Source organism: Streptomyces sp. NPDC047117, from assembly GCF_040643545.1.
Lineage (GTDB): Bacteria > Actinomycetota > Actinomycetes > Streptomycetales > Streptomycetaceae > Streptomyces.
On record NZ_JBEYUN010000005.1, the window covers coordinates 345235 to 366744 of the forward strand.

A 21510-nucleotide genomic window follows, 5' to 3' on the forward strand; every position below is an offset into this window, starting at 1 on the left:
CACCGAACTCCGCGGGGAGGGGGTCGGCCTACGACTACAGGCCCTCGCCGCGGCAGCTAAGGAGAAGCAGCCCGAAACGCATGATGCTCAGCACCTTAGCCGAGACCCAAGGCGAATGGACGTCCCGTATCAGTATGCGGGACTGAAGATCCGTTGTGGCCGTTTGGCGACCAAGCACACATTCCAGGGAATCTCGGCAATGGGGAGTGACACAGCTCACACGGAGTGTCACGCTCACCGCATGGACGCCACTTCCTCGAACACCAGCCATCCGTTCTGCGGGATCGTCCCCCCGCACCTCCTCGATCACCTCTCCCGCCTGGAGAACTCCACGATCGCCGGCCGCGCCCGCCGGACCCTGGAGCACGACGCCCTGCAGCGCACCCGCCGCCGCCTCACCACCGTCCGCGGCATGGCGGCGCCGGCCGAGGCCCGGGCCGGCAGCGACAAGCCGCAGCGCACGATCTACGACGCGGAAGGCCGGGAGACGCTGCCCGGCAAGAAAGTGCGCGGCGAGTCCGACGAGGCCGGTTCCGACTCCTCGGTGAACCGCGCCTTCGCCGGCCTCGGCGCCACGTTCGAGCTGTTCTTCAAGGGGTACGAGCGGCACTCCATCGACGGCGCCGGACTGCCGCTGGACGCCACGGTCCATTACGGCAAGGAGTACAACAACGCCTTCTGGGACGGCGAGCGGATGGTCTTCGGGGACGGCGACGGCGAGCTGTTCCTGGACTTCACCACCGCCGTGGACGTGATCGGCCACGAGCTGACCCACGGCGTCACGCAGTACACCGCCAACCTGGAGTACCTCGGCCAGTCCGGCGCGCTGAACGAGTCGGTCTCGGACGTCTTCGGCTCGCTGATCAAGCAGTACTCCCTCGAGCAGACCGCCGAACAGGCGGACTGGCTCATCGGCGACGGACTGCTCGGCCCGGAGGTCGACAAGGGGAAGGCGCTGCGCTCGATGAAGGCGCCGGGTACCGCGTACGACGACGACGTCCTCGGCAAGGACCCGCAGCCCGCCACGATGGACGGGTACGTGGAGACCTCGCAGGACAACGGCGGGGTGCACATCAACTCCGGCATCCCCAACCACGCCTTCTACCTCACGGCGATGTCGCTCGGCGGCAACGCCTGGGAGCGCGCGGGCCGGATCTGGTATGACGTGCTGACCGGCGGCGAGCTCTCGAAGGACGCCCAGTTCACGGATTTCGCCAAGTTGACGATCGACGCGGCCAAGGCGCGCTACGGCGACCAGGGTGCGGAGCACGAAGCGCTGGTCAAGGCCTGGTCGCAGGTGGGCGTCACCAACAGCCGGGGTCATTGACCCGGGGCGTCCTGAGGAGAAGGCTGCCGTCATGCGGATTCGTGTGAGGCGCACCGGCGGCTTCGCCGGCATCGAGAAGCACGCCCAGATCAACACCGCCGGCCGGGCCGACGCAGAGCAGTGGGCCGACCTGGCCGAGCGGGCCCTTGCCGAGGGCCGCAGTGAGCCGCCGGTGGGAGTGCCGGACGGCTTCGCGTACCAGATCACGGTCGACGACCGGACGGTGTACTGCGCCGATCCCCGGCTGACCGATCCCCAGCGCAAGCTGATCACCCGGGTGCTGAAGGAAGGCGCGTGACGACGCGTGCCAGGGGTGCGGGCCGGCGGCTCCGCCCGCGCCCTTGACACGTTACTGAAGGGTCAAGAAGATCCCGCCCATGACGCCGCCGCCCCCGCACCACCCGTCGCCCGGCCCCCTCCCCTCCCTCCCCCGCTTCCCCGCGGACTTCCTGTGGGGCGTGTCCACCTCGGCGCAGCAGATCGAGGGCGCGGTGGACGAGGACGGGCGCGGCCGGTCGTCCTGGGACGCGTTCACGGCCGTGCCCGGCCGGGTGAAGGACGGCTCCGACTCCGCCGTCGCCACCGGTCACTACCACCGCTACCGCGAGGACGTCGGCCTGCTCGCGGACCTCGGCGCCGGCGCGTACCGCTTCTCGGTCTCCTGGCCCCGCGTCCTCCCCGGCGGCACGGGCCCGGTCAACGCGGCGGGCCTGGACTTCTACGACCGGCTGGTCGACGAGCTGCTGACCGCCGGGGTGCAGCCGCTCCCCACCCTCTACCACTGGGACACCCCGCAGCCGCTGGAGGAGGCGGGCGGCTGGCTCGCACGGGACACGGCGCACGCCTTCGCCGCGTACGCGGACGTGGTCGCGGCCCGCCTCGGGGACCGGGTACCGCAATGGATCACCCTGAACGAGCCGGCCGAGGTCACCCTGCTGGGCTACGGCCTGGGCGTGCACGCGCCGGGCAGGAAGCTGCTCTTCGACGCGCTGCCCGCCGCCCACCACCAGCTCCTCGGGCACGGCCTCGCGCTCCAGGCGCTCCGGGCCCGCGGCGCCGACAGCGTCGGCATCGCCAACTCCCACGGCCCGACCTGGCCGGCCTCGGAGGCACAGGCCGACCGGGACGCGGCAGACCTCTACGACCTCCTCCTCAACCGCCTCTTCGCCGACCCGCTGCTGCTCGGCCGCTACCCCGACGAGGAGCTGGCCGCGCTGCTCCCGGGCCCGGTGGCGGAGGACCTGAAGGTCATCTCCCAGCCGTTGGACTGGTACGGCATCAACTACTACCAGCCGACGCGCGTGGGAGCGCCCGACCCGGCGGCCCCGACCACCGACCTCGGCGGCATCCCGCTGCCGCCCGAGCTGCCCTTCGCGCCCCGCGAGATCACGGACCGCCCCCGTACCGCCTTCGGCTGGCCGGTCGTCCCCGAGGCGCTGACCGAGCTGCTCACCACCTTCCACGACCGCTACGCCGCCGCCCTGCCGCCCGTCGTCATCACCGAGAACGGCTGCTCGTACGACGGCATCGAGGACCACGAGCGGATCGCCTTCCTCGACGGCCACCTGCGGGCGCTGCACGAGGCGATGACCGCCGGGGTGGATGTCCGGGGCTACTTCGTCTGGTCACTCCTCGACAACTTCGAATGGGCCGAGGGCTACGCGCAGCGCTTCGGCCTGGTCCACGTCGACTACGCCACCCTGGCCCGCACCCCGAAGGCGTCCTTCCACTGGCTGCGGGACGCGCTGCGGGCCCAGCGGTGAGACCGGCGGCGGGCCCGGCGGCGACTGCGGACGCCCTGGCCGAGCCCGCCGAACGGGTCGGCGGCGGCTGGACGGGCGCCCTCTCCCTCGCCAACGGGGCGCTGTGGGTCGGCTGGTTCGGCCCTCTGCAGATCCTCCTGGCACTCCAGGCCGCCGAGCTGGCGCCGCCGGGCACCGCCAAGGAATCCGTACTGGCCTGGGTGACGGGCGCGGGCGCCGCCGTCGCGCTGGCCGCCACGCCCGTCTTCGGCGCGGTCTCGGACCGTACGGCGTCCCGCTTCGGCCGCCGGCGGCCCTGGATCGTGGGCGGCGTCGCCGGGGGCGCGGGCGGACTGGTACTGCTGTCGGCGGCCGGCACCTGGCCCGTCATGCTGCTGGGCTGGTGCCTGGTGCAGCTCGCGCTGAGCGCCGCGTTCGCCGCCCTCACCGCCGCGGTGCCGGACCGGGTGCCGCGCCGGCAGCGCGGCGCGGTCGGCGGCTGGCTGGGCGTCGCCCAGATCCTCGGCATCCTCGCCGGTACCGGACTCGCCACCGCGGCCGGCGGCATCTCCGCCGGCTACCTCGCCTGCGCCGCCTTCACGCTGCTCGCGCCGCTCCCGTACGTCCTGCTCCACCGCGACCCGGTACTGCCGGCCGACCACCGCCCGCCCTTCGTATGGCGCGCCTTCCTGCACGGCTTCCGGCTCAGCCCGCGCCGCCACCCGGACCTGGCCTGGGCCTGGCTGACCCGCTTCCTGATCAACCTCGGCAACTCACTGGTGCTGCTCTACCTGCTGTACTACCTGCGCGACGCGCTCCACCACCCGGACCCGGAGAGCGGCGTCCTGCTCCTGACCGCCGTCAACGGCGCCCTGCTGCTGGCCACGGTCGTGGTGGCCGGTCACTGGTCGGACCGCGTGGGCCGCCGCAAGCCGTTCGTGCTGTGGGCCGGGGTGCTGATGGCCGTGGCCACCGTGCTGCTCGCGAGCTGGCAGACCTGGCCCGGCGCGCTGGTCGCCGCCGCGACGCTGGGCATCGGCTTCGGCGTGTTCACCTCGGTCGACTTCGCCCTCATGACGGACGTCCTGCCGGCCGCCGCCGACCGCGGCAAGGACCTGGGCATCATCAACATCGCCAATTCACTGCCCCAGGTGATCGCCCCGGCGCTGGCGGCCCCGGTGGTCCGCCACCTGGGCGGCTACCCCGCGCTGTACCTGACGGCCGCGGTCGTCGGCCTGGCCGGCGCACTTTTCGTACGCCGCATCCGGGGCGTGGCGTGACGCGCCTCAGCGGCCTGACTCAGTGGCCTGCCTCAGTGGCCTGCCTCAATGGCCTGGCGCGCCTCAGAAGCCGAGCTTGCGCAGCTGCTTCGGGTCCCGCTGCCAGTCCTTGGCGACCTTCACGTGCAGATCCAGATAGACCGGGGTACCGAGCAGCGCCTCGATGTGCTTCCGCGACTTCATCCCGACCTCCTTCAGGCGCTTGCCCTTGGGGCCGATGATGATGCCCTTCTGGCTGGGCCGCTCGATGTAGACGAAGGCGTGAATGTCCAGCAGCGGCTTGTCCGCGGGCCGGTCCTCGCGCGGCAGCATCTCCTCGACGACGACCGCGATGGAGTGCGGCAGCTCGTCCCGTACGCCCTCGAGCGCGGCCTCGCGGATCAGCTCCGCGACCATGACCTGCTCGGGCTCGTCGGTGAGGTCGCCCTCCGGGTACAGCGGCGGGCTCTCGGGCAGCATCGGCACCAGCAGATCGGCCAGCAGCCCCACCTGGCTGTCGCCCACCGCCGACACCGGAATGATCTCGGCCCACTCGATCCCGAGCTCCTGCCCGAGCCTGTCGATGGCGAGCAGCTGCTCGGCGAGCGTCTTGGAGTCCACGAGGTCGCTCTTGGTCACGATGGCGACCTTCGGCGTCTTCCTGACCTCCGCCAGCTCACCGGCGATGTACCGGTCACCAGGACCGATCTTCTGGTCGGCGGGCAGACAGAACCCGATCACGTCGACCTCGGCCCAGGTGGTCCGCACGACGTCGTTCAGCCGCTCGCCCAGCAGCGTGCGCGGCTTGTGCAGCCCCGGGGTGTCGACGAGGACGAGCTGCGCGTCCGGGCGGTGCACGATGCCGCGGACGGTGTGCCGGGTGGTCTGCGGCCGGTTGGAGGTGATGGCCACCTTCGTACCGACGAGAGCGTTCGTCAGCGTCGACTTGCCCGCGTTCGGGCGGCCGACGAAGCACGCGAAGCCGGCGCGGTACGGGGCGGAGGAGTCTGTACGAACGCTCATGGCGCCCATTCTCCCCGATCGCGGGCATGACACCGACCACCGGGCCGGTCGGACCGGTCCGGTGGTCACCACGGGCGGCGGGTCGGCCGGGCCGGTGGTCCGAGCGGGCTGCGGTGGTCAGCCCGCCTTGACGGTCTCGCGCACCGCGCCGTCGGGGCCCGCGACCAGCACGGGCGTCTCCGCGCCGCCCAGGTCCCGGACGGCGGCCCGGTCCGCGTCGGCGACGGTCGCCGCCTCGGTGACCACGGCGGCGGCCTCCAGGGACTGCGCACCGCTGGCGACGGCCATCGCGACGGCCGTCTGCAGGGCGGACAGCTTCAGGGAGTCCAGGGCCACGGTGCCCGCGACGTACGTACGTCCGGTCTCGTCCCGCACGGCCGCACCCTCGGCGACACCGTTCCTGGCACGGGCCGAACGGGCGAGGGTGACGATCTTGCGGTCTTCGCTTTCGCTCATGTGGCCGACCTTATCGCTGCGCGGGGCGACTGTGATTTGCCGGGTGCGGCGCGGTTCGCCTGCGGCGGGGGGCCTGAACACTGCCGGGTGCGGCGCCGTTGCGCCTGCGGCGGGCGTTGCCGCTGCGCGGGGCTTGGCGTTACGGGGGTGGGTGGTGGAAAGACGGGGTGCGTGCGTCAGCCGGCTACCGAGTACATTCCCCCGCGGCGTCCCGCTGGGGAGAGGAGGCGGAGGAGCTTCGCCTCTGTCTCGTCGTCGGGCTGGGCGTTGTGCATCACCACGGTCAGGTCTTGCCGGGACGGCACTCGCAGTTGTGTGGACTCGAAGCGGAGGGTGCCCACCAGGGGGTGTTCCATTTCCTTCGGGAGTTGGCCGCCGACCGTGACGTCCTGTTGGGCCCATAGGCGGGCGAAGTCCTCGCTGGCCGCCGACGCCTCCCGCACGACCTCCGCGAAGCCCTCGTCGCCGGGGCGTTCCGAGCAGGCCGCGCGGTACTGGGCGACTACCTGGGGCGCGATGCGCTCCCAGCTCTTCGCGCGGGAGCGGTAGACCGGATCGGTGAAGTAGGCGATCACGCAGTTCGGCGAGACGCCCGGCTGTCCGTGGCCCATCACCAGCCGCGACGCCTCGTTGTACGCGACGGTGTTCCAGTACGGGTCCATGATGTGCGCCGGGAACGGCAGCCACGCGTCGATCATCCGCTGGAGGCCCTCGCAGATCGGATCGCCGTCGTACTCGGAGCGCGGCAGCGGCGGGTTGAGCCCGGCCAGTACGTAGAGATGGCGCCGCTCGGCGTCGCGCAGCTTCAGCACCCGCGCCACCGCGTCCAGTACCTGCGGCGAGACGCTGATGTCGCGGCCCTGCTCCAGCCACTGGTACCAGGAGGCGCCGACCCCGGCGAGTACCGCGACCTCCTCGCGGCGCAGCCCCGGCGTGCGGCGGCGGCCACCGTCGGGCAGCCCCGCCTCGGCCGGGCTGACCCTTGCCCTGCGCGCCCGCAGGAAGTCGCGCAGTTCCTCGCGCCGCCGCGGTTTGTCCTCCCGCATGGCACGCACACTCGTACCGGGCTCCGACACGCCGTTCCCCCTGGTCCCTGGCTGGTGGTGCGAACACCACGATAAGTCGCCGCTCCCCACGGGCTATTCCGTACGGCGAGGCTCGGTCCATGCCAACCGAGACCATCGCCCCGCCGTCCCCCGCGGCCGTGTCCGCTCCCGCCGCCGGCATGTCCGGCCGGGACCGGCTCACCCTCCTCATCCTCTGCGCCGCGCAGTTCATCGTCGCCCTGGACTTCTCGATCCTGAACGTCGCGCTCCCGGTGCTGGGCAGGGACCTCGGCATGGGCCAGGCCGACCTCCAGTGGGCGGTCACCGCCTTCGCCCTGCCGTCCGGCGGCTTCCTCCTGCTCTCCGGCCGGATCGCCGACCTCTACGGCCGCCGCCGGCTCTTCCTCACCGGCCTCGGGCTCTTCGCCGCGGCCTCCGTCCTGGCCACCGTGGCCTGGTCGCCCGCCGTGTTCCTGGCCGGGCGCGCACTGCAGGGCGTCGGTGCTGCCGTCATCGTGCCGACCGGCATGGCCCTGCTCACCACCACCTTTGCCGAGGGCCCGCAGCGCGAACGCGCCCTGGGCATCAGCGGCACCCTGCTCTCCCTGGGCTTCACCGTCGGCATGGTCCTCGGCGGCGTCCTCACCGACTCCCTCGGCTGGCGCTCGACGATGGGCCTGCTGGCCGTGGCCGGCGCGGGCATCCTCGCCCTGGCGCCCACGCTCCTGACCGAGAGCCGCCGCCCGGACCGCCCCCGGATCGACGTACCGGGCGCGGTCACCGTCACCGGCGGCCTCCTCGCCCTGATCTACGCCCTCTCCACAGCCGCAACAAACGGCTTCGCCCACGCGGATGTCCTGCTCACTCTCGTAGCGGGCTTCGCGCTCCTCATCGCCTTCGTCCTCATCGAGGCCCGCTCCCCCGAACCGCTGGTCTCCCTGCCCATGCTCCGCCGCCCGACGGTGGCCTTCGGCAACCTCGCAGGCCTCACGACGGTCTCGATGATGAGCACCGTCGTCTTCCTCCTGACCCTCTACCTCCAGGAGGTACTGCACCTCTCACCGTTCCGCACCGGCCTGATCTTCGGCGTCCAGGGCATCGTCTCCGCACTCGCCGGCATCATGGCCCCCCGCCTGATAGCCCGCTACGGCGCCCGCCCCACCCTCGTGACCGGCCTACTCGTCCAGGCAGCCCTGACGGCCTCCCTCCTGGGCCTGGGCACGGGCGCGTCCTCGGCATGGCTCGCCATGGCAGGCGTCACCTTCGCCTCCCTGGGCCACCTCTGGGTAATCGTCTCCTACGGAGTAACGGCCACCTCGGGCCTCCGAGACGAGGAACAAGGCCTGGCCACGGGCTTGGTCACCAGCGCCCAGCAGATCGGCATGACGGTAGGGATCCCCCTGCTGAGCGCCCTGGCCTCCGCACGCGTGACTTCGGCGCAGGCGAACGGGGCCGACTTCTCTGCGGCCACCCTCAGCGGCGTCCGACTGGGCCTGGCGGCCGACGCGGCCATCGTGCTGACGGTAGCCGTCCTGGTCACCTTCGGGCTCCGCAGGCGCACCCGCACGGTATGAGCCGGAGGGACGTGCTGTCTTTCCACCACCCACCGGCGGGAGGGGGCGGGTCGTAGCGGTAGGGGGTCCGGACGTAAAGCGAAGCAGTCCGGACCCCCTACCGCGGAGGCCCGACCCCGTAACGCCAAGCCCCGCGCAGCGGCAACGCCCGCCGCAGGCGCAACGGCGCCGCACCCGGCAACGTACGGGCGGGCTACTCCGCGCCCCCCGGCGCGCCAGGCGCCCCCGCGCCGACCGGTTCGACGAGCACCGTAACGATCTTGTTCCGCCGCCCCGCCGGCGACTCCGCCGTGAGCCGAAGCGCCTTGAGCACAGGATCGACGGCATTCTCCGTCAGATCCACCTCCGCCTGCGCGCCGGCGATCGGTACGCGCCCCAGCCGCTTAGCCAGCAGCCCGCCGACCGTTTCCACGTCCTCGTCGTCCAGCTCCAGGCCGTACAGCTCGCCGAGGTCGCCGATGTCCAGCCGGGCGGTGACCCGGTAGCGGCCGTCGCCCAGCTCCTGCACGGGCGGCAGTTCGCGGTCGTACTCGTCGGTGATCTCGCCGACGATCTCTTCGAGGATGTCCTCGATCGTGACGATCCCGGCCGTGCCCCCGTACTCGTCGATGACGACCGCAACGTGGTTGCGGTCGCGCTGCATCTCCCGCAGCAGGTCACCCGCGTTCTTCGTGTCCGGCACGAACACCGCGGGCCGCATCGCCGTCGACACCAGCTCCGTCTCCGCGTCGCGGCTGATGTGCACCTTGCGGGCGAGGTCCTTGACGTAGACGACGCCCACGACGTCGTCCTCGCTCTCGCCCGTCACGGGAATGCGCGAGAAGCCGGAGCGCAGCGCCAGCGTCAGCGCCTGGCGGATCGTCTTGAACCGCTCGACGGACACCAGGTCCGTACGCGGCACCATGACCTCGCGCACGAGCGTGTCGCCGAGCTGGAAGACGGAGTGCACCATGCGGCGCTCGTCGTCCTCGATCAGCGATTCCTGCTCCGCGAGGTCGACCATGGCGCGCAGCTCGGCCTCGGAGGCGAAGGGGCCCTTGCGGAAGCCCTTGCCCGGGGTGAGCGCGTTGCCCAGCAGGATCAGCAGTTGCGGGATCGGCCCCATGATCCGGGCGAGCGGCAGCAGGACGTACGCGGCGGCCGTCGCCGTGTTCAAGGGGTGCTGCCGGCCGATCGTACGCGGCGAGACGCCGACCGCGACGTACGAGACGAGCACCATCACCGCGATGGCGACGGTCACCGCCTCCCATGTCTCGTCGAACCGCCGCACGCACCAGAAGGTGACGACCACGGCGGCGGCCATCTCGCAGCCGACCCGCACCAGCAAGGCGACATTGAGGTAACGCGTCGGATCCGCGGCGACAGCCGCAAGCTTCGTGGCGCCGCGCCGGTTCGACCGTACGGCCTCGTCGGCGCGGAAGCTGGTCGTACGGGCGAGGCCCGCCTCCGCACAGGCGGCGAGCCACGCGACCACGACCAGGAGGACCGCGACGGCGATCAGTTGGGCGGACACCGCGTCACCGGGTGGTGGGCGCCGGGGACGGGCCCTCGATGCCGCGCTCGGCCCGCCAGCCGTCGACGATCGCCGCCTGGAGGCCGAACATCTCGGCCTTCTCGTCCGGCTCCTCGTGGTCGTACCCGAGGAGGTGGAGGACGCCGTGGACGGTGAGCAGCTGCAGCTCCTCGTCCATGGAGTGCCCGGTAGGCGCGTCCTCGCCCTGCTTCTTGGCGACCTCGGGGCAGAGGACGATGTCGCCGAGGAGCCCCTGCGGGGGCTCCTCCTCGTCCTTGGCCGGCGGCCGCAGCTCGTCCATCGGGAAGGACATCACGTCGGTCGGGCCCGGGAGGTCCATCCACTGGATGTGGAGCTGCTCCATGGCCTCGGCGTCGACGACGATCACCGACAGCTCGGACAGCGGGTGGATGCGCATCCGGGCGAGGGCGTAGCGGGCGACGTCCAGGACCGCCTGCTCGTCGATGTCCGTACCGGACTCATTGTTGACGTCGATTGCCATCGTTGCTCTGCTCAGTGCTTTCCGTTGCGGCTGTCGTACTGCTCGTACGCGTCGACAATACGGCCCACGAGCTTGTGCCGGACGACGTCGGTGCTGGTGAGGCGCGAGAAATGGACGTCCTCGACGCCTTCGAGGATCTCCTGCACCTGGCGCAGACCGCTCTTCGTCCCGCCGGGCAGGTCGATCTGCGTCACGTCACCCGTGATCACGATCTTCGAATCGAAGCCGAGCCGGGTGAGGAACATCTTCATCTGCTCGGGGCTGGTGTTCTGCGCCTCGTCGAGGATGATGAACGCGTCGTTCAGCGTCCGGCCGCGCATGTACGCCAGCGGCGCGACCTCGATCGTCCCGGCGGCCATCAGGCGCGGGATGGAGTCGGGGTCGAGCATGTCGTGCAGCGCGTCGTAGAGCGGGCGCAGATACGGGTCGATCTTCTCGTAGAGCGTGCCGGGCAGGAAGCCCAGGCGCTCGCCCGCCTCGACCGCGGGCCGGGTCAGGATGATGCGGTTGACCTGCTTGGACTGCAGGGCCTGCACCGCCTTGGCCATGGCGAGGTAGGTCTTGCCCGTACCGGCGGGACCGATACCGAAGACGACGGTGTGCTTGTCGATGGCGTCGACGTACCGCTTCTGGTTCAGCGTCTTCGGGCGGATCGTACGGCCCCGGTTGGAGAGGATGTTCTGCGTGAGCACCTCTGCCGGGGTCTCGCTCGTCCCGCTCTCGCCGTCCTCCGCCGAACGCAGCATGGCGATCGAGCGTTCCACTGCGTCCTCCGTCATCGGCTGTCCGGTGCGGAGCACCAGCATCATCTCGTCGAACAGGCGCTGGATCAGCGCGACGTCCGCGGGATCTCCGACCGCGCTGACCTCGTTGCCACGGACGTGGATGTCGACCGCCGGAAAGGCGTTCTCGATCACGCGCAGCAACGAGTCCCCCGACCCCAGGACCGTGACCATGGGGTGCTTGGGCGGGACGGTGAACTGGGCGCGCGCCTGCTGATTGGTGGGTGTCTGCGTCATGGGCCGGCTCTGTGGCCTGCTGATCCCCATTTCTACGTAGCGATGCCTGCGGCTCTCCTGAGCACGTCCAGGGTACGACGCGGCACCGACATCGACGGAGAACTTTTGGCGGCGCCCCGATGACGGCCCCGTGGGGAGGGCGCGGGCCGCTCGCTCTCGGGGCGAATCGAACGGACGTCGCCCCCTTGCTCAGGGGTTACCCAGAAGGCCCGGCGGGCATCCGCCGTCGCTGTCGCGGTCCCGTCGCATCCGTCGTCGGTGCCGTCACCTCGTACGGCGAAAGCCGATCGTCGGGAGGGCTCGGGCCAGGGGCCACTGGCGGTAGGCGGCCGGGAGGACGCCCTCCAGGAACGCGTACCGCTCGCGCAGCGGGAGGACGCCGCGGTCGCCGTTCCCCGTGCCCTCCAGCGCGTCCGTGTGGTGATCGCGGACCTGCTGCCACCACGTGGCGATCTCCGACCAGCCGGGCGCCGAGAGGGACCCGCCGAACTCCTGTACCGACAGCGCGGCCGTCAGCCCCGCGAACGCCAGCCGGTCGGCCAGCGGCCACCCCGCGAGCGTGCCCGTCACGAAGCCCGCCACGAAGACGTCGCCGGCGCCTGTCGGGTCCAGCGCCTCCACCGCGATCGCCGGCACCTCGGCGCTCTCCCCTGTCCGCGCGTCCACCGCGCAGGCGCCCCGCGCGCCCATCGTGACCACCGCGACCGGCACCAGGTCGGCGAGCTTACGGGCGGCGGCCTGCGGCGAGTCCGTACGCGTGTACCGCATCGCCTCCTCGGCGTTCGGCAGGAACGCCTCGCAGTGTTCGAGGTCGGCGAGGTCGGCCGGATCCCAGCGTCCGGTGTCGTCCCAGCCCACGTCCGCGAAGATGCGGGCACCGCGCCCCGCCGCGCACCCCAGCCAGCCCTCGCGGCGCCCCGGCACCAGCGAGGCCACGCAGGCGCGGGACGGGGGCGGGCAGCCGGGCGCGTGCTCGCCGTCGAAAGCGGACTCCGGGGGCGGCGCCTCGTGCCCGTGCGAGACCATCGTGCGCTCGCCCTCGTACGCCATCGAGACGGTCACCGGCGAGTGCCACCCGGGCACCTTCCGCGACATCGACAGGTCGATGCCCTCGCCCTGGCGCAGCGCGTCCCAGCAGTACTCGCCGTACATGTCGTCCCCGAAGGCCGCCGCCAGCGAGGTGTGCAGGCCCAGCCGGGCCAGCGCCGTCGCCATGTTGGCGACCCCGCCGGGGCTCGAACCCATGCCGCGCGCCCAGGACTCGGTGCCGCGGACGGGCGCCGAGTCCAGCCCGGTGAAGATGACGTCGAGGAACACCGTGCCCGTGAGGTAGACGTCCGTGGCCGGGTCCTGCGGCCCGCGGACGGCGGCGAGCGGGTCGAGCACCGTCGGCACGGGACTCGTGGGAGCGAACCGTTCTCCGTCTTGAGCGCTCACCTTGCCTGCCCCTTTCGTCCGTGCGCGTCACGCCAGTGTGCCGGATGACGGGGCCGCGCGGCCGCCGGCGGGGCGGGTTCGGGTCCACGTTCGTGCGGTGGGCCGGTCCTGCTCCCGCGTGCGGTACGTTCCGGCCCATGAGGCTCACGATTCTCGGTGGCGGCGGTTTCCGGGTACCGCTGGTCCACCGCGCGCTGCTCGACGATCCCACGCGCGCCGTGACGGAGGTGACGCTGTACGACACCGACGCCAACCGGCTGCGGGTGATCGCGGCCGTCCTGGAGCAGCAGGCGGCGGGGCGCGAGAAGCCGGTGAAGGTACGGCTCGCCACGGACCTCGACGACGCCCTGCGCGGCGCGGACTTCGTGTTCTCCGCGATCCGCGTCGGCGGTACGGCGGGCCGCGTCGCCGACGAGCGGATCCCGCTCTCCGAGGGCGTGCTCGGCCAGGAGACGGTGGGCGCGGGCGGCGTGCTCTACGGGCTGCGCACCATCCCCGTGGCGCTGCGGATCGCCGAGCGCGCCGCGGCGCTGGCGCCGGACGCCTGGGTCATCAACTTCACCAACCCTGCGGGCATGGTCACCGAGGCGATGGCGGAGGTGCTGGGCGACCGGGTCATCGGCATCTGCGACTCGCCGGTCGGCCTGGTGCGGCGCGCCGCACGCGCGGCGGGCGCCGACCCGGACGCGGTGCGGTACGACTACGTGGGGCTCAACCATCTCGGCTGGCTCCGCTCGTTGACCGCCGGCGACGGCCGCGATCTGCTTCCGGGGCTGCTCGCCGACCCCGAAGCGCTCGGATCGTTCGAGGAGGGGCGGCTCTTCGGGGCGGAGTGGCTGCACGCCCTCGGGGCGCTGCCCAACGAGTACCTGCATTACTACTACTTCCGCCGCGAGACGCTCGCCTCCGTGGCGGAGAGCGACGAGCCCCGCGGTGCCTTCCTCGACCGGCAGCAGGGCGGCTTCTTCGAGGCGGCGGCGCAGCGCCCGGAGGACGCGTACGGGCTGTGGGAGCGCACGCGCCTGGAGCGCGAGGAGACGTACATGGCCGAGAGCCGGGAGGCCAGCGGCGGCTGGCAGCGCGACAGCTGCGACCTGGAGGGCGGCGGGTACGACCGGGTGGCGCTGGCCCTGATGCACGCGATCGCCGACGACCGGCGGACCCGGCTGATCCTGAACGTGCGCAACGGTACGACCGTTCCGGCGCTCGCCCCCGAGGCGATCATCGAGACCGTGTGCGAGGTGGGGTCGGACGGCGCCACCCCGCTGCCGTGCGCGCCGCTCCGCGAGGACCAGCTGGGGCTGATGCTCCAGCTGAAGGCGGTGGAGCGGGCGGCCGTGGAGGCGGCCGTCTTCAAGGACCGTGAGGCGGCGCTACGGGCCCTCGCGCTGCACCCGCTGGTCGACTCCCCCGCCGTGGCCGCCCGCATCCTGGAGCGGGCCACGGGCTGAGCGACCGACGGGCCGAGCGGCTGGGCGGGCGCTAGCGGTGGACGGTCTCGGTCAGCTGGGCGAGGCGGCGCTGCACGTCGTCGAGGGCGCCGCTCTTGCCCGGCACCCGGCCGCGCAGGTTCGCCAGTTCCACGCCCAGGTCCCGGATGCCGTCCCGGTCGCTGACCTGGTGCCAGCAGTGGTGGGCGCGGTCCACGGCCGCCGTGACCTCGGGGTCCGTGGCGTTCTGCCCGCCGGCCAGCCGGACGTGCGCGGACCGCATCCACAGCCCGCTCGCCCGCGCCGGCTCCTCGGCCTGGCGCGCCAGCTCGGCCTGTACCTCGATCCAGTGCACCGCCTCGGGCGACACCGGCCCGTGACTACGAAGCGCCGCCTGCTCCCAGGCCGCGGCCATCGCGGCGGCCTCGCCGTGCCGCCCGGCGGCGGCCGCGGCGAACACCGCATGGTGCGGCTCCTCGACGGGCGCCGCGCCCGGCACCGGGGGTATCGCCGCCACCACGGGAATCGGCGGCCGCGCGGGCATGGGCGGCAGGGGCACGGGGGTGGCGGCGGGAGCGGTGCCCTCCGGGGACTCGGAACGCTGTGCCTCGGGGGCCTCGTGAGGCGCCGCCTCGGGGGCCTTGGAGAGCTGCACCTCGGGGGTCTCGGAGGACGCCGCCTCGGGCAGCTCGGACGCCTCGGGAGGCGTCGCCCCCGGGGAGGCCGGTGGGGCCGCGGGGGCCAGCTCATAGTCGTCCGGCTCCGACGCGGACGCCGGCTCCGGCGCGGCGGCCGTGGTCTCCGCCGCCTCGTGAGCCACGTCAGCGGCCACGTCGGCCTCGTACACGGCCTCCGGCGTCGGCTCCGGCTCAGCCGCAGCGCCAGCCGCAGGTCCCGGCTCGGGCGCGGCCGCGCCGTACGCCAGCACCGGCGCGCTGTACTCCAGCCCAGGTGCGTCGTACTCCGGCACCGGCCCGCCGTACTCGGCCCGAGGCGCCCCGTGCTGTGCCCCGTACTCGGCAACGGGCGCGTCGTACTGGGCAGCCGACGGCGCCCCGTACCCGGCAACAGGCGCGTCGTACCGGGCAGCCGCCGGCCACCCGCCCGGCGCCCCGTCGGCGGCCGGCACCCCGCCCAGCCAGAGCGTCGCCGCCCCGTCCAGTGCGGCGGTGCGCGCCACGTGGGCGTGCAGTTCCTCCGTGCCGGGCCGCTGGTGTGCCGCGCGCAGGGCCTGCGCGAGGGCCTGGGTGTACGCCGGCTGCGGCCGGCTCCGCTTGTCGGTCCGCTGCACCGTGCCGTACAGCAGGAACGGTCCGCCCAGCGACAGCTGCCCCGCGCCCAGTTGCTGCCAGACCTCCGGCGCCGCCGCCAGGTCGGCCACGACCGTGGTGCTGCCCGGCGCCCGGTGCTGGAGCTCCGCGGCGAGCCAGTGCCACGGCAGCGCCGTGTACCGGACCGTGCGCGGCGCCGTACGGGCCAGCGCCAGGTGCGGTCTGCTCTGCCGCGCGTCCACCTGGAGGTGCCCCGCCAGATAGATGAACAGCGGGCCCTCGACGCCGGCCGCGGTGCGGATGTGGGTCAGCACCGTGTTCGGGTCGTCGGGGTTGGCCAACTGCACGGCACTGGCGTACGCGGCACCCACGAGGTGCGCCGGCGGAACGGCGGCCAGCTGCGGCAACACGGTGGTCGCCGGCAGTGCCCGCCGTACCGGCGGATCGGCGGCAATCAGCAATGCGTATCCGTGCGCGGTCGATGCTGTGCTGGTTGCCATACCGAGCACGGTAACCGGCCCGCCTGACAGAGTGCAGGGGATAGCGGCGCAAAGGTTCGAAAACCGGCAGCAAGTGACACCGCTACGGCCCCGTCTCAGTGGCCCCGCGCGATCCACTCCTCCACGTGCGGCGCCTCGTCCCCGATGGTGGTGCTGTCGCCGTGACCGGTCAGCACCTTGGTCCCGGGCGGCAGGGTCAGCAGCCGTTCGCGGATGGACTCGACGATGGTCGGGAAGTCCGAGAACGATCGCCCGGTCGCGCCCGGCCCGCCCTGGAAGAGCGTGTCACCGCTGAACACGACCCCCAGGTCGGGCGCGTGGAAGCAGACCGCGCCCGGCGCGTGTCCCGGCGTGTGCAGCACCGTGAGGTCCGTACCGGCGATGGTCAGCACCTGTCCGTGCGCCAGCTCCCGGTCCGGCGCCCCGCTCGGATAGGTCTGCTTCCACAGCGGCAGGTCGTCGGGGTGCAGATGGATCGTCGCGCCGGTACGGGCCGCCAGCGCCGGCGCGGCGTCGATGTGGTCGTCGTGCGCGTGCGTGCAGAGGATCGCCCGCAGCCGCCGTCCGCCGAGCGCGGCGAGGATCGCGTCGGCGTCGTGCGCCGCGTCGATGACGACCGCTTCCTCGTCGTCGCCGACGATCCAGACGTTGTTGTCGACGTCCCAGGTCCCGCCGTCCAGCGAGAACGTCCCCGACGTCACCAGGTGTTCGATACGCGCCGCCATCACAGCACCACCACCGAGCGGAGAACGTCACCCTCATGCATCCGCGCGAACGCCTTCTCCACGTCCTCGATACCGATCGTCTCCGTCACGAACGCCCCCAGATCCAGGCGACCCTGCTGATGCAGATCCACCAGCATCGGGAAATCCCGGGAGGGCAGACAGTCCCCGTACCAGGACGACTTCAGCGCCCCACCCCGCCCGAAAACGTCCAGCAGCGGCAGCTCCAACGTCATCTCCGGCGTCGGCACACCCACCAAAACCACCGTCCCGGCCAGATCACGGGCATAGAACGCCTGCTTGTACGTCTCCGGGCGGCCTACCGCCTCGATGACGACATCCGCGCCGAAGCCACCGGTCAGCTCCCGGATCGCCTCCACCGGATCCGCGGCCTTGGAGTTGACCGTGTGGGTGGCGCCGATCGACTCCGCCTTCGCCAACTTCCGATCATCAATATCCACCGCAATGATCTTCGCCGCACCCGCCAGACGCGCCCCGGCGATCGCCGCGTCGCCGACGCCACCACAGCCGATCACGGCCACCGAATCGCCCCGGCCGACGTTGCCGGTGTTGATGGCCGCACCAATACCCGCCATCACCCCACACCCCAGCAGCCCCGCCACCGCCGGCGACACCGCCGGATCCACCTTCGTGCACTGCCCCGCCGCCACCAGCGTCTTCTCCGCAAACGCGCCGATACCCAGCGCGGGCGACAACTCCGTACCGTCCCGGAGCGTCATCTTCTGCTCCGCGTTGTGCGTCGCAAAGCAGTACTGCGGACGCCCCCGCAGACACGCACGGCACTGACCACACACCGCACGCCAATTCAACACCACGAAATCCCCGGGCCCGACCTCGGTGACACCCTCGCCCACCGACTCCACCACGCCCGCCGCCTCATGCCCCAGCAGGAACGGAAACTCGTCATTGATCCCGCCCTGCTTGTAATGCAGGTCCGTATGACACACCCCGCACGCCTGCACCCGCACCACGGCCTCACCCGGACCCGGATCCGGCACCACGATCGTCTCCACCCGCACCGGCACACCCTTCCCCGGTGCGATGACTCCGCGTACTTCCTGCGCCATGGGAGCAGCCCCTTTCGATGATCACGTGCGGGACCCATACCGTACGCGCCCGGCGCATTCCCGCCCAGAGGCCTCGCCCCTGGACGAGCATGCATACCCGGCCGAAAACGGTTCCTCCCGCTCCGGCACCCGCCGGGAGCGGCCGATGAGGCCGCCGCGAGTGGCCCCGATCCGGGCGTCCGGACAGCTCTGCGGGATGGTCCGGAAGACGGGGGAAGACGTCTTGAAACCCATGGCGGCCAGGCAGAGCGCGACGAGCAGCCCCACCTCGAGCTCCGGCAGACCGCCGACAGCAGGGGCATTACCAGCGGGGCACGGCCGGTGTCGTCCACTCCGGGTCGGCGGTCCGCATGGCGGCCGCGTCGTCCCGGTCGCGCTGGCTGCCGTCGTCGTCCAGCCAGCGCCGGTGCAGCGCGGCGAGCCGGTCGCGGTCCAGCTCGACGCCCAGTCCCGGGGTGTCGGTGACCGCGACGGCGCCGCCCTCGAAGGTGAGGCGCTCGGTGAGTACGTCCTCGGTCTGCCAGGGGTAGTGGCTGTCGCAGGCGTGGTGGAGGTTGGGCACGGTGGCCGCGACGTGCGTCATGGCGGCGAGGCTGATGCCGAGGTGGGTGTTGGAGTGCATGGAGACGCCGACGCCGAAGGTGCGGCAGATCGCGGCCAGTTCGCGGGTGTTGCGCAGGCCGCCCCAGTAGTGGTGGTCGGAGAGGACGACCTGGACGGCGCCCCGGGTGAACGCCTCGGCGATCTCGTCGAAGGTCGTCACGCACATATTGGTGGCGAGCGGGACCTCCGTACGGGCCGCGACCTGCGCCATGCGGTCGGTGGTGCTGGTGGGGTCCTCCAGGTACTCCAGGACGTCCTTCAGCTCCTCGGCGACCATCAGGGACGTCTCCACCGACCAGGCGCCGTTCGGGTCCAGCCGCAGCGGCTTGCCGGGGAACTCCTCGGCGAGCGCCCGGATGGCGGCGATCTCCTCCTTCGGCTCGAAGACCCCGCCCTTGAGCTTGAACGAGCCGAAGCCGTAGGTGTCGGCGAGCCTCCGTGCCTGGGCGACGACGCCCGCCGGGTCGACGGCGGCGTCCCAGTCGTCGGCCTCGCCGCGGCCGCCGGGGTGCTCGGCCCAGCGGTAGAAGAGGTAGGCGCTGTAGTCGACGCGGTCACGGACCTTGCCGCCGAGCAGGGCGTGCACCGGGAGCCCGGCGGCCTTGCCCCACGCGTCCAGGCAGGCGACCTCGAAGCCGGACAGGACGGAGAGGCGCAGCTTGTCGGCGGTCTGGACGCCGCGCAGGCCGCCGACGTCCACCGCGCCGGCGGCGGTCGCGTCCGGTGAGTCGCCGCAGACCTCGGCGGCCAGCGCCGGCAGCGCGTTCAGGTCCGTGACCGAGCGCCCGGTGAGGGCCCCGGCCAGCGGACGGGCGAGGTCGAGGTACTTGGTGTCGCCGTAGGTCTCGCCGAGGCCGGTGACACCGTCCGCGGTGACCACCTCGATGATCAGCCGTGGTGTGTAGGGCTGGTGCACACCCTGGGTGTTGAGCAGCGGCGGGTCGGCGACCAGGATCGGGGTGAGCCGTACCTCGGCGACGGCCAGGTCCGCGGCGGGCTGCGGGTGCGTCGTCGGGCTGCCGGTCATCGGGTGGCCCCTACCAGATCGAGGCCGCGCTCCAGGAGCGCGGCGAGGTCGGTGAGATCGGTGGACGAGGGGTCGGTGAGCGGGGCGCGTACCGGGCCGACGGGCAGGCCGCGCAGCCGGGCCGCCGCCTTGACGAGCGACACGGCGTACCCGGGCACCCGGTCCCGCAGCTCTACAAAGGGGATGTAGAAACCGGTCAGCAGCTTCTCGACGGTGGCGTCGTCCCGCTCGCCGAGCGCCGTGAAGAAGGTGCGGGAGATCTCGGGCGCGAAGGCGTGCACGGCGGAGGAGTACGCGATGACGCCCAGGCTCGCGTACTGGCGGGCCTGGAGTTCGGCGGTGGCCGCGCCGTTGAAGAACAGGAAGCCGTCGGGCGCGGCGAGCTTGAGGCGCTGGAGCCGGTCCAGGTCGCTGTGGCCGTCCTTGAGGCCGATGACGCCGGGGATCTCCGCGATCCGGCGGACGGCGGCGGCGGAGAAGGCGACGTGGTCACGCTGGTACGCGATCAGCGGCAGCCGGCTGCGGGAGGCGACCTCGCGCACCTGCGCGACCAGGCCGTCCTGCGGGGCCTTCACGAGGTAGTGCGGCATCAGCAGCGCGGCGTCGGCCCCGGCCTCCTCGGCGATCCGGGCGAACCGGACGGCCTGCGGCCACCCGTAGCCGACGCCCGCGACGACGGGGAGCCGTCCGTCCGCCGCCTCGACCGCGGCGCTGATCACCTGGCCGTACTCGGTCTCGTCCAGGGAGAAGAACTCGCCGGTGCCGCAGGCCGGGAAGAGCGCTCCGGGCCCGGCCGCGATCCGGCTCGCGAGGTAGTCGCGGTAGGCGGGCAGGTCCAGCGCGCCGTCGTCGGTGAAGGAGGTGAGCGGGAAGGACAGCACGCCGCGGGCCATGCCCGTGCGCAGCCGTTCGGTGACCGTCGGGTCCGACATGAGGACTGTCTCCATATGTAGATGGCGTCCATGGATGAGAATGGAGGCTAGAGATGCGCACGATCGGCGTCAATAGGCCCCGCAGCCGTACGGGGCTGCCGCCGCCGGAAGGCATCGCACCCGTACGGGGCTGCCGCCGCCGAAGGGTCCCGCACCCGTACAAAGCTGCCGCCGCCCGCCGCGGCTACCATCGGCCCATGTCGGAGAGGGGCGGCGGGGTCCGCGAAGTGAAGTCGGCGGCCCGCACCGTCGAGCTGCTGGAGGTGCTCGCGGCCCGCGGCGACCGCCCGGCCCGGCTCCGTGAGCTGGCCGAGGAGCTGGGCGTACCGCGCAGCAGCATGTACGCGCTGCTCCAGACCCTCATCGACCGCGGCTGGGTGCGCACCGACACCACCGGTTCGCTGTACGGCATCGGCATCCACGCCCTGCTCGCGGGCACCAGCTACCTCGACACCGACCCCCGGGTGCGGGCCGCGCGCCCGTACCTCGACGAGGCGTCCGAGGCGCTGGGCGAGACCGTGCACCTGGCCCGGCTGGACGGCCCGGACGTGGTCTACCTCGCCACCCGCGAATCGCACGCGTACCTCCGGACGATCAGCCGGGTCGGGCGGCGGCTGCCGGCCCACGCGAGCGCGCTCGGCAAGTCGCTGCTCGCCGAGCGCCCGGATGACGAACTGCCGCTTCCGGACGGCCCGTTGGAGGCGCTGACGGAGCGGACGCTCACCGACCGGGCGGCCCTGGTCGCCGATCTGGCCCGGATCCGCGCACGCGGTTACGCGATCGAGCGCGAGGAGGGCGTGGCGGGCATCGCGGGCTTCGGCTTCGCGCTGCGGTACGACCGGTACGAGCGGTACGACTCCCCCGCGACCGACGCGATCAGCGCCTCCGTCCCGGTCGTCCGGCTCGGCGAGGAGCACGAGCGGCGGATCGTCGCCGTCATGACCGAGGCGCGCGCGAAGATCGAGGCCGCCGTGCCGCGCGCACCGGGCGCGGGCGCGCCCGAGTGGCGCTGACCGCTCCCCGACTCCCCTCACGCCCC

19 protein-coding genes are annotated in these 21510 nt (G+C 72.4%); 7 read left to right on the forward strand and 12 right to left on the reverse strand.

All coding sequences use genetic code 11. The features are described from left to right. The first annotated feature begins 241 nt into the window (after window positions 1–241). The 4 genes from ABZ840_RS12235 (at window position 242) to ABZ840_RS12250 (ending at window position 4349) form a co-directional block, all read left to right on the forward strand. Window positions 242–1327 carry a M4 family metallopeptidase gene (locus tag ABZ840_RS12235; RefSeq protein WP_361557436.1) on the forward strand — a complete coding sequence of 362 codons (1086 nt, stop codon included), beginning with the start codon at window positions 242–244 and terminating at the stop codon, window positions 1325–1327. A gap of 31 nt (window positions 1328–1358) precedes the next feature. Further along, window positions 1359–1625: a protealysin inhibitor emfourin gene (locus tag ABZ840_RS12240; RefSeq protein WP_361557439.1), complete on the forward strand. Its 267-nt coding sequence runs from the start codon at window positions 1359–1361 to the stop codon at window positions 1623–1625. 79 nt (window positions 1626–1704) lie between these two features. Beyond that, on the forward strand, window positions 1705–3090 hold the full coding sequence (locus ABZ840_RS12245) for a GH1 family beta-glucosidase (RefSeq protein ID WP_361557442.1): 1386 nt from the start codon (window positions 1705–1707) through the stop codon (window positions 3088–3090). Then, entirely contained in the window at window positions 3087–4349 is a 1263-nt protein-coding gene (locus ABZ840_RS12250) for an MFS transporter (RefSeq protein ID WP_361557445.1), read from the forward strand. Before ABZ840_RS12245 ends, ABZ840_RS12250 begins: the two co-directional genes overlap by 4 nt. Window positions 4350–4412: 63 nt before the next feature. Here ABZ840_RS12250 and era read toward each other — a convergent pair whose 3' ends face one another. The 3 genes from era to ABZ840_RS12265 all read right to left on the reverse strand — a co-directional run bounded on the left by era (window position 4413) and on the right by ABZ840_RS12265 (window position 6853). Continuing rightward, window positions 4413–5351 carry a GTPase Era gene (era, locus tag ABZ840_RS12255; protein WP_361557448.1) on the reverse strand — a complete coding sequence of 313 codons (939 nt, stop codon included), beginning with the start codon at window positions 5349–5351 and terminating at the stop codon, window positions 4413–4415. Window positions 5352–5468: 117 nt separating this feature from the next. Then, complete coding sequence (locus tag ABZ840_RS12260) at window positions 5469–5807, reverse strand: cytidine deaminase (RefSeq protein ID WP_361557451.1); 339 nt, start codon at window positions 5805–5807, stop codon at window positions 5469–5471. 176 nt (window positions 5808–5983) lie between these two features. Continuing rightward, the gene (locus ABZ840_RS12265) at window positions 5984–6853 is read right to left on the reverse strand and encodes a helix-turn-helix transcriptional regulator (RefSeq protein ID WP_361557454.1); all 870 of its coding nucleotides are present in this window, start codon (window positions 6851–6853) and stop codon (window positions 5984–5986) included. 179 nt (window positions 6854–7032) lie between these two features. Here ABZ840_RS12265 and ABZ840_RS12270 point away from each other — a divergent pair, with 179 nt between their 5' ends. Then, window positions 7033–8427, forward strand: a complete 1395-nt coding sequence (locus ABZ840_RS12270; protein ID WP_361557763.1) for an MFS transporter — start codon at window positions 7033–7035, stop codon at window positions 8425–8427. Window positions 8428–8620: 193 nt separating this feature from the next. Here the strand turns inward: ABZ840_RS12270 and ABZ840_RS12275 are convergent, their stop codons facing one another. From ABZ840_RS12275 to ABZ840_RS12290, 4 genes are all read right to left on the reverse strand, one after another. Next, window positions 8621–9940, reverse strand: coding sequence for a hemolysin family protein (locus ABZ840_RS12275; RefSeq protein WP_361557457.1), 1320 nt, complete (start codon window positions 9938–9940; stop codon window positions 8621–8623). Between the two features lie 4 nt (window positions 9941–9944). After that, window positions 9945–10442 carry an rRNA maturation RNase YbeY gene (ybeY, locus tag ABZ840_RS12280; RefSeq protein ID WP_052869606.1) on the reverse strand — a complete coding sequence of 166 codons (498 nt, stop codon included), beginning with the start codon at window positions 10440–10442 and terminating at the stop codon, window positions 9945–9947. Window positions 10443–10453: 11 nt separating this feature from the next. Continuing rightward, window positions 10454–11461 (reverse strand): PhoH family protein, encoded by a 1008-nt coding sequence (locus tag ABZ840_RS12285; protein ID WP_361557460.1) that lies wholly within the window; start codon window positions 11459–11461, stop codon window positions 10454–10456. 264 nt (window positions 11462–11725) lie between these two features. After that, window positions 11726–12898, reverse strand: a complete 1173-nt coding sequence (locus tag ABZ840_RS12290) for a PfkB family carbohydrate kinase (protein WP_361557463.1) — start codon at window positions 12896–12898, stop codon at window positions 11726–11728. A 137-nt stretch (window positions 12899–13035) separates the two neighbouring features. Here ABZ840_RS12290 and ABZ840_RS12295 point away from each other — a divergent pair, with 137 nt between their 5' ends. Then, window positions 13036–14349 (forward strand): 6-phospho-beta-glucosidase, encoded by a 1314-nt coding sequence (locus ABZ840_RS12295; protein WP_361557466.1) that lies wholly within the window; start codon window positions 13036–13038, stop codon window positions 14347–14349. A 31-nt stretch (window positions 14350–14380) separates the two neighbouring features. Here ABZ840_RS12295 and ABZ840_RS12300 read toward each other — a convergent pair whose 3' ends face one another. The 5 genes from ABZ840_RS12300 to ABZ840_RS12320 all read right to left on the reverse strand — a co-directional run bounded on the left by ABZ840_RS12300 (window position 14381) and on the right by ABZ840_RS12320 (window position 20471). Beyond that, entirely contained in the window at window positions 14381–16099 is a 1719-nt protein-coding gene (locus ABZ840_RS12300; RefSeq protein ID WP_361557468.1) for a hypothetical protein, read from the reverse strand. A gap of 95 nt (window positions 16100–16194) precedes the next feature. Then, entirely contained in the window at window positions 16195–16824 is a 630-nt protein-coding gene (locus tag ABZ840_RS12305; RefSeq protein WP_361557471.1) for an MBL fold metallo-hydrolase, read from the reverse strand. Further along, the gene (locus tag ABZ840_RS12310; protein WP_361557473.1) at window positions 16824–17909 is read right to left on the reverse strand and encodes an S-(hydroxymethyl)mycothiol dehydrogenase; all 1086 of its coding nucleotides are present in this window, start codon (window positions 17907–17909) and stop codon (window positions 16824–16826) included. Before ABZ840_RS12310 ends, ABZ840_RS12305 begins: the two co-directional genes overlap by 1 nt. Window positions 17910–18210: 301 nt before the next feature. Continuing rightward, window positions 18211–19539: a glucarate dehydratase family protein gene (locus ABZ840_RS12315; RefSeq protein WP_361557476.1), complete on the reverse strand. Its 1329-nt coding sequence runs from the start codon at window positions 19537–19539 to the stop codon at window positions 18211–18213. After that, on the reverse strand, window positions 19536–20471 hold the full coding sequence (locus ABZ840_RS12320; RefSeq protein WP_361557479.1) for a 5-dehydro-4-deoxyglucarate dehydratase: 936 nt from the start codon (window positions 20469–20471) through the stop codon (window positions 19536–19538). The genes ABZ840_RS12315 and ABZ840_RS12320 overlap by 4 nt, the downstream gene beginning before the upstream one ends. Before the next feature lie 197 nt (window positions 20472–20668). Between ABZ840_RS12320 and ABZ840_RS12325 the strand changes: the two genes are divergently transcribed. Beyond that, window positions 20669–21484: an IclR family transcriptional regulator gene (locus ABZ840_RS12325; protein ID WP_361557482.1), complete on the forward strand. Its 816-nt coding sequence runs from the start codon at window positions 20669–20671 to the stop codon at window positions 21482–21484. The last annotated feature ends 26 nt before the right edge of the window (window positions 21485–21510 follow it).

Coding starts and splice junctions, on each gene's coding strand:
- ABZ840_RS12300 (WP_361557468.1), bottom strand. CDS start 16,099: ATGGCAACCAGCACAGCATCGACCGCGCACGGATACGCATTGCTGATT.
- ABZ840_RS12260 (WP_361557451.1), bottom strand. CDS start 5,807: ATGAGCGAAAGCGAAGACCGCAAGATCGTCACCCTCGCCCGTTCGGCC.
- ABZ840_RS12285 (WP_361557460.1), bottom strand. CDS start 11,461: ATGACGCAGACACCCACCAATCAGCAGGCGCGCGCCCAGTTCACCGTC.
- ABZ840_RS12320 (WP_361557479.1), bottom strand. CDS start 20,471: ATGTCGGACCCGACGGTCACCGAACGGCTGCGCACGGGCATGGCCCGC.
- ABZ840_RS12270 (WP_361557763.1), top strand. CDS start 7,033: ATGTCCGGCCGGGACCGGCTCACCCTCCTCATCCTCTGCGCCGCGCAG.
- ABZ840_RS12240 (WP_361557439.1), top strand. CDS start 1,359: ATGCGGATTCGTGTGAGGCGCACCGGCGGCTTCGCCGGCATCGAGAAG.
- ABZ840_RS12235 (WP_361557436.1), top strand. CDS start 242: ATGGACGCCACTTCCTCGAACACCAGCCATCCGTTCTGCGGGATCGTC.
- ABZ840_RS12265 (WP_361557454.1), bottom strand. CDS start 6,853: ATGCGGGAGGACAAACCGCGGCGGCGCGAGGAACTGCGCGACTTCCTG.
- ABZ840_RS12315 (WP_361557476.1), bottom strand. CDS start 19,539: ATGACCGGCAGCCCGACGACGCACCCGCAGCCCGCCGCGGACCTGGCC.
- era (WP_361557448.1), bottom strand. CDS start 5,351: ATGAGCGTTCGTACAGACTCCTCCGCCCCGTACCGCGCCGGCTTCGCG.
- ABZ840_RS12310 (WP_361557473.1), bottom strand. CDS start 17,909: ATGGCGCAGGAAGTACGCGGAGTCATCGCACCGGGGAAGGGTGTGCCG.
- ABZ840_RS12305 (WP_361557471.1), bottom strand. CDS start 16,824: ATGGCGGCGCGTATCGAACACCTGGTGACGTCGGGGACGTTCTCGCTG.
- ABZ840_RS12325 (WP_361557482.1), top strand. CDS start 20,669: ATGTCGGAGAGGGGCGGCGGGGTCCGCGAAGTGAAGTCGGCGGCCCGC.
- ybeY (WP_052869606.1), bottom strand. CDS start 10,442: ATGGCAATCGACGTCAACAATGAGTCCGGTACGGACATCGACGAGCAG.
- ABZ840_RS12245 (WP_361557442.1), top strand. CDS start 1,705: ATGACGCCGCCGCCCCCGCACCACCCGTCGCCCGGCCCCCTCCCCTCC.
- ABZ840_RS12295 (WP_361557466.1), top strand. CDS start 13,036: ATGAGGCTCACGATTCTCGGTGGCGGCGGTTTCCGGGTACCGCTGGTC.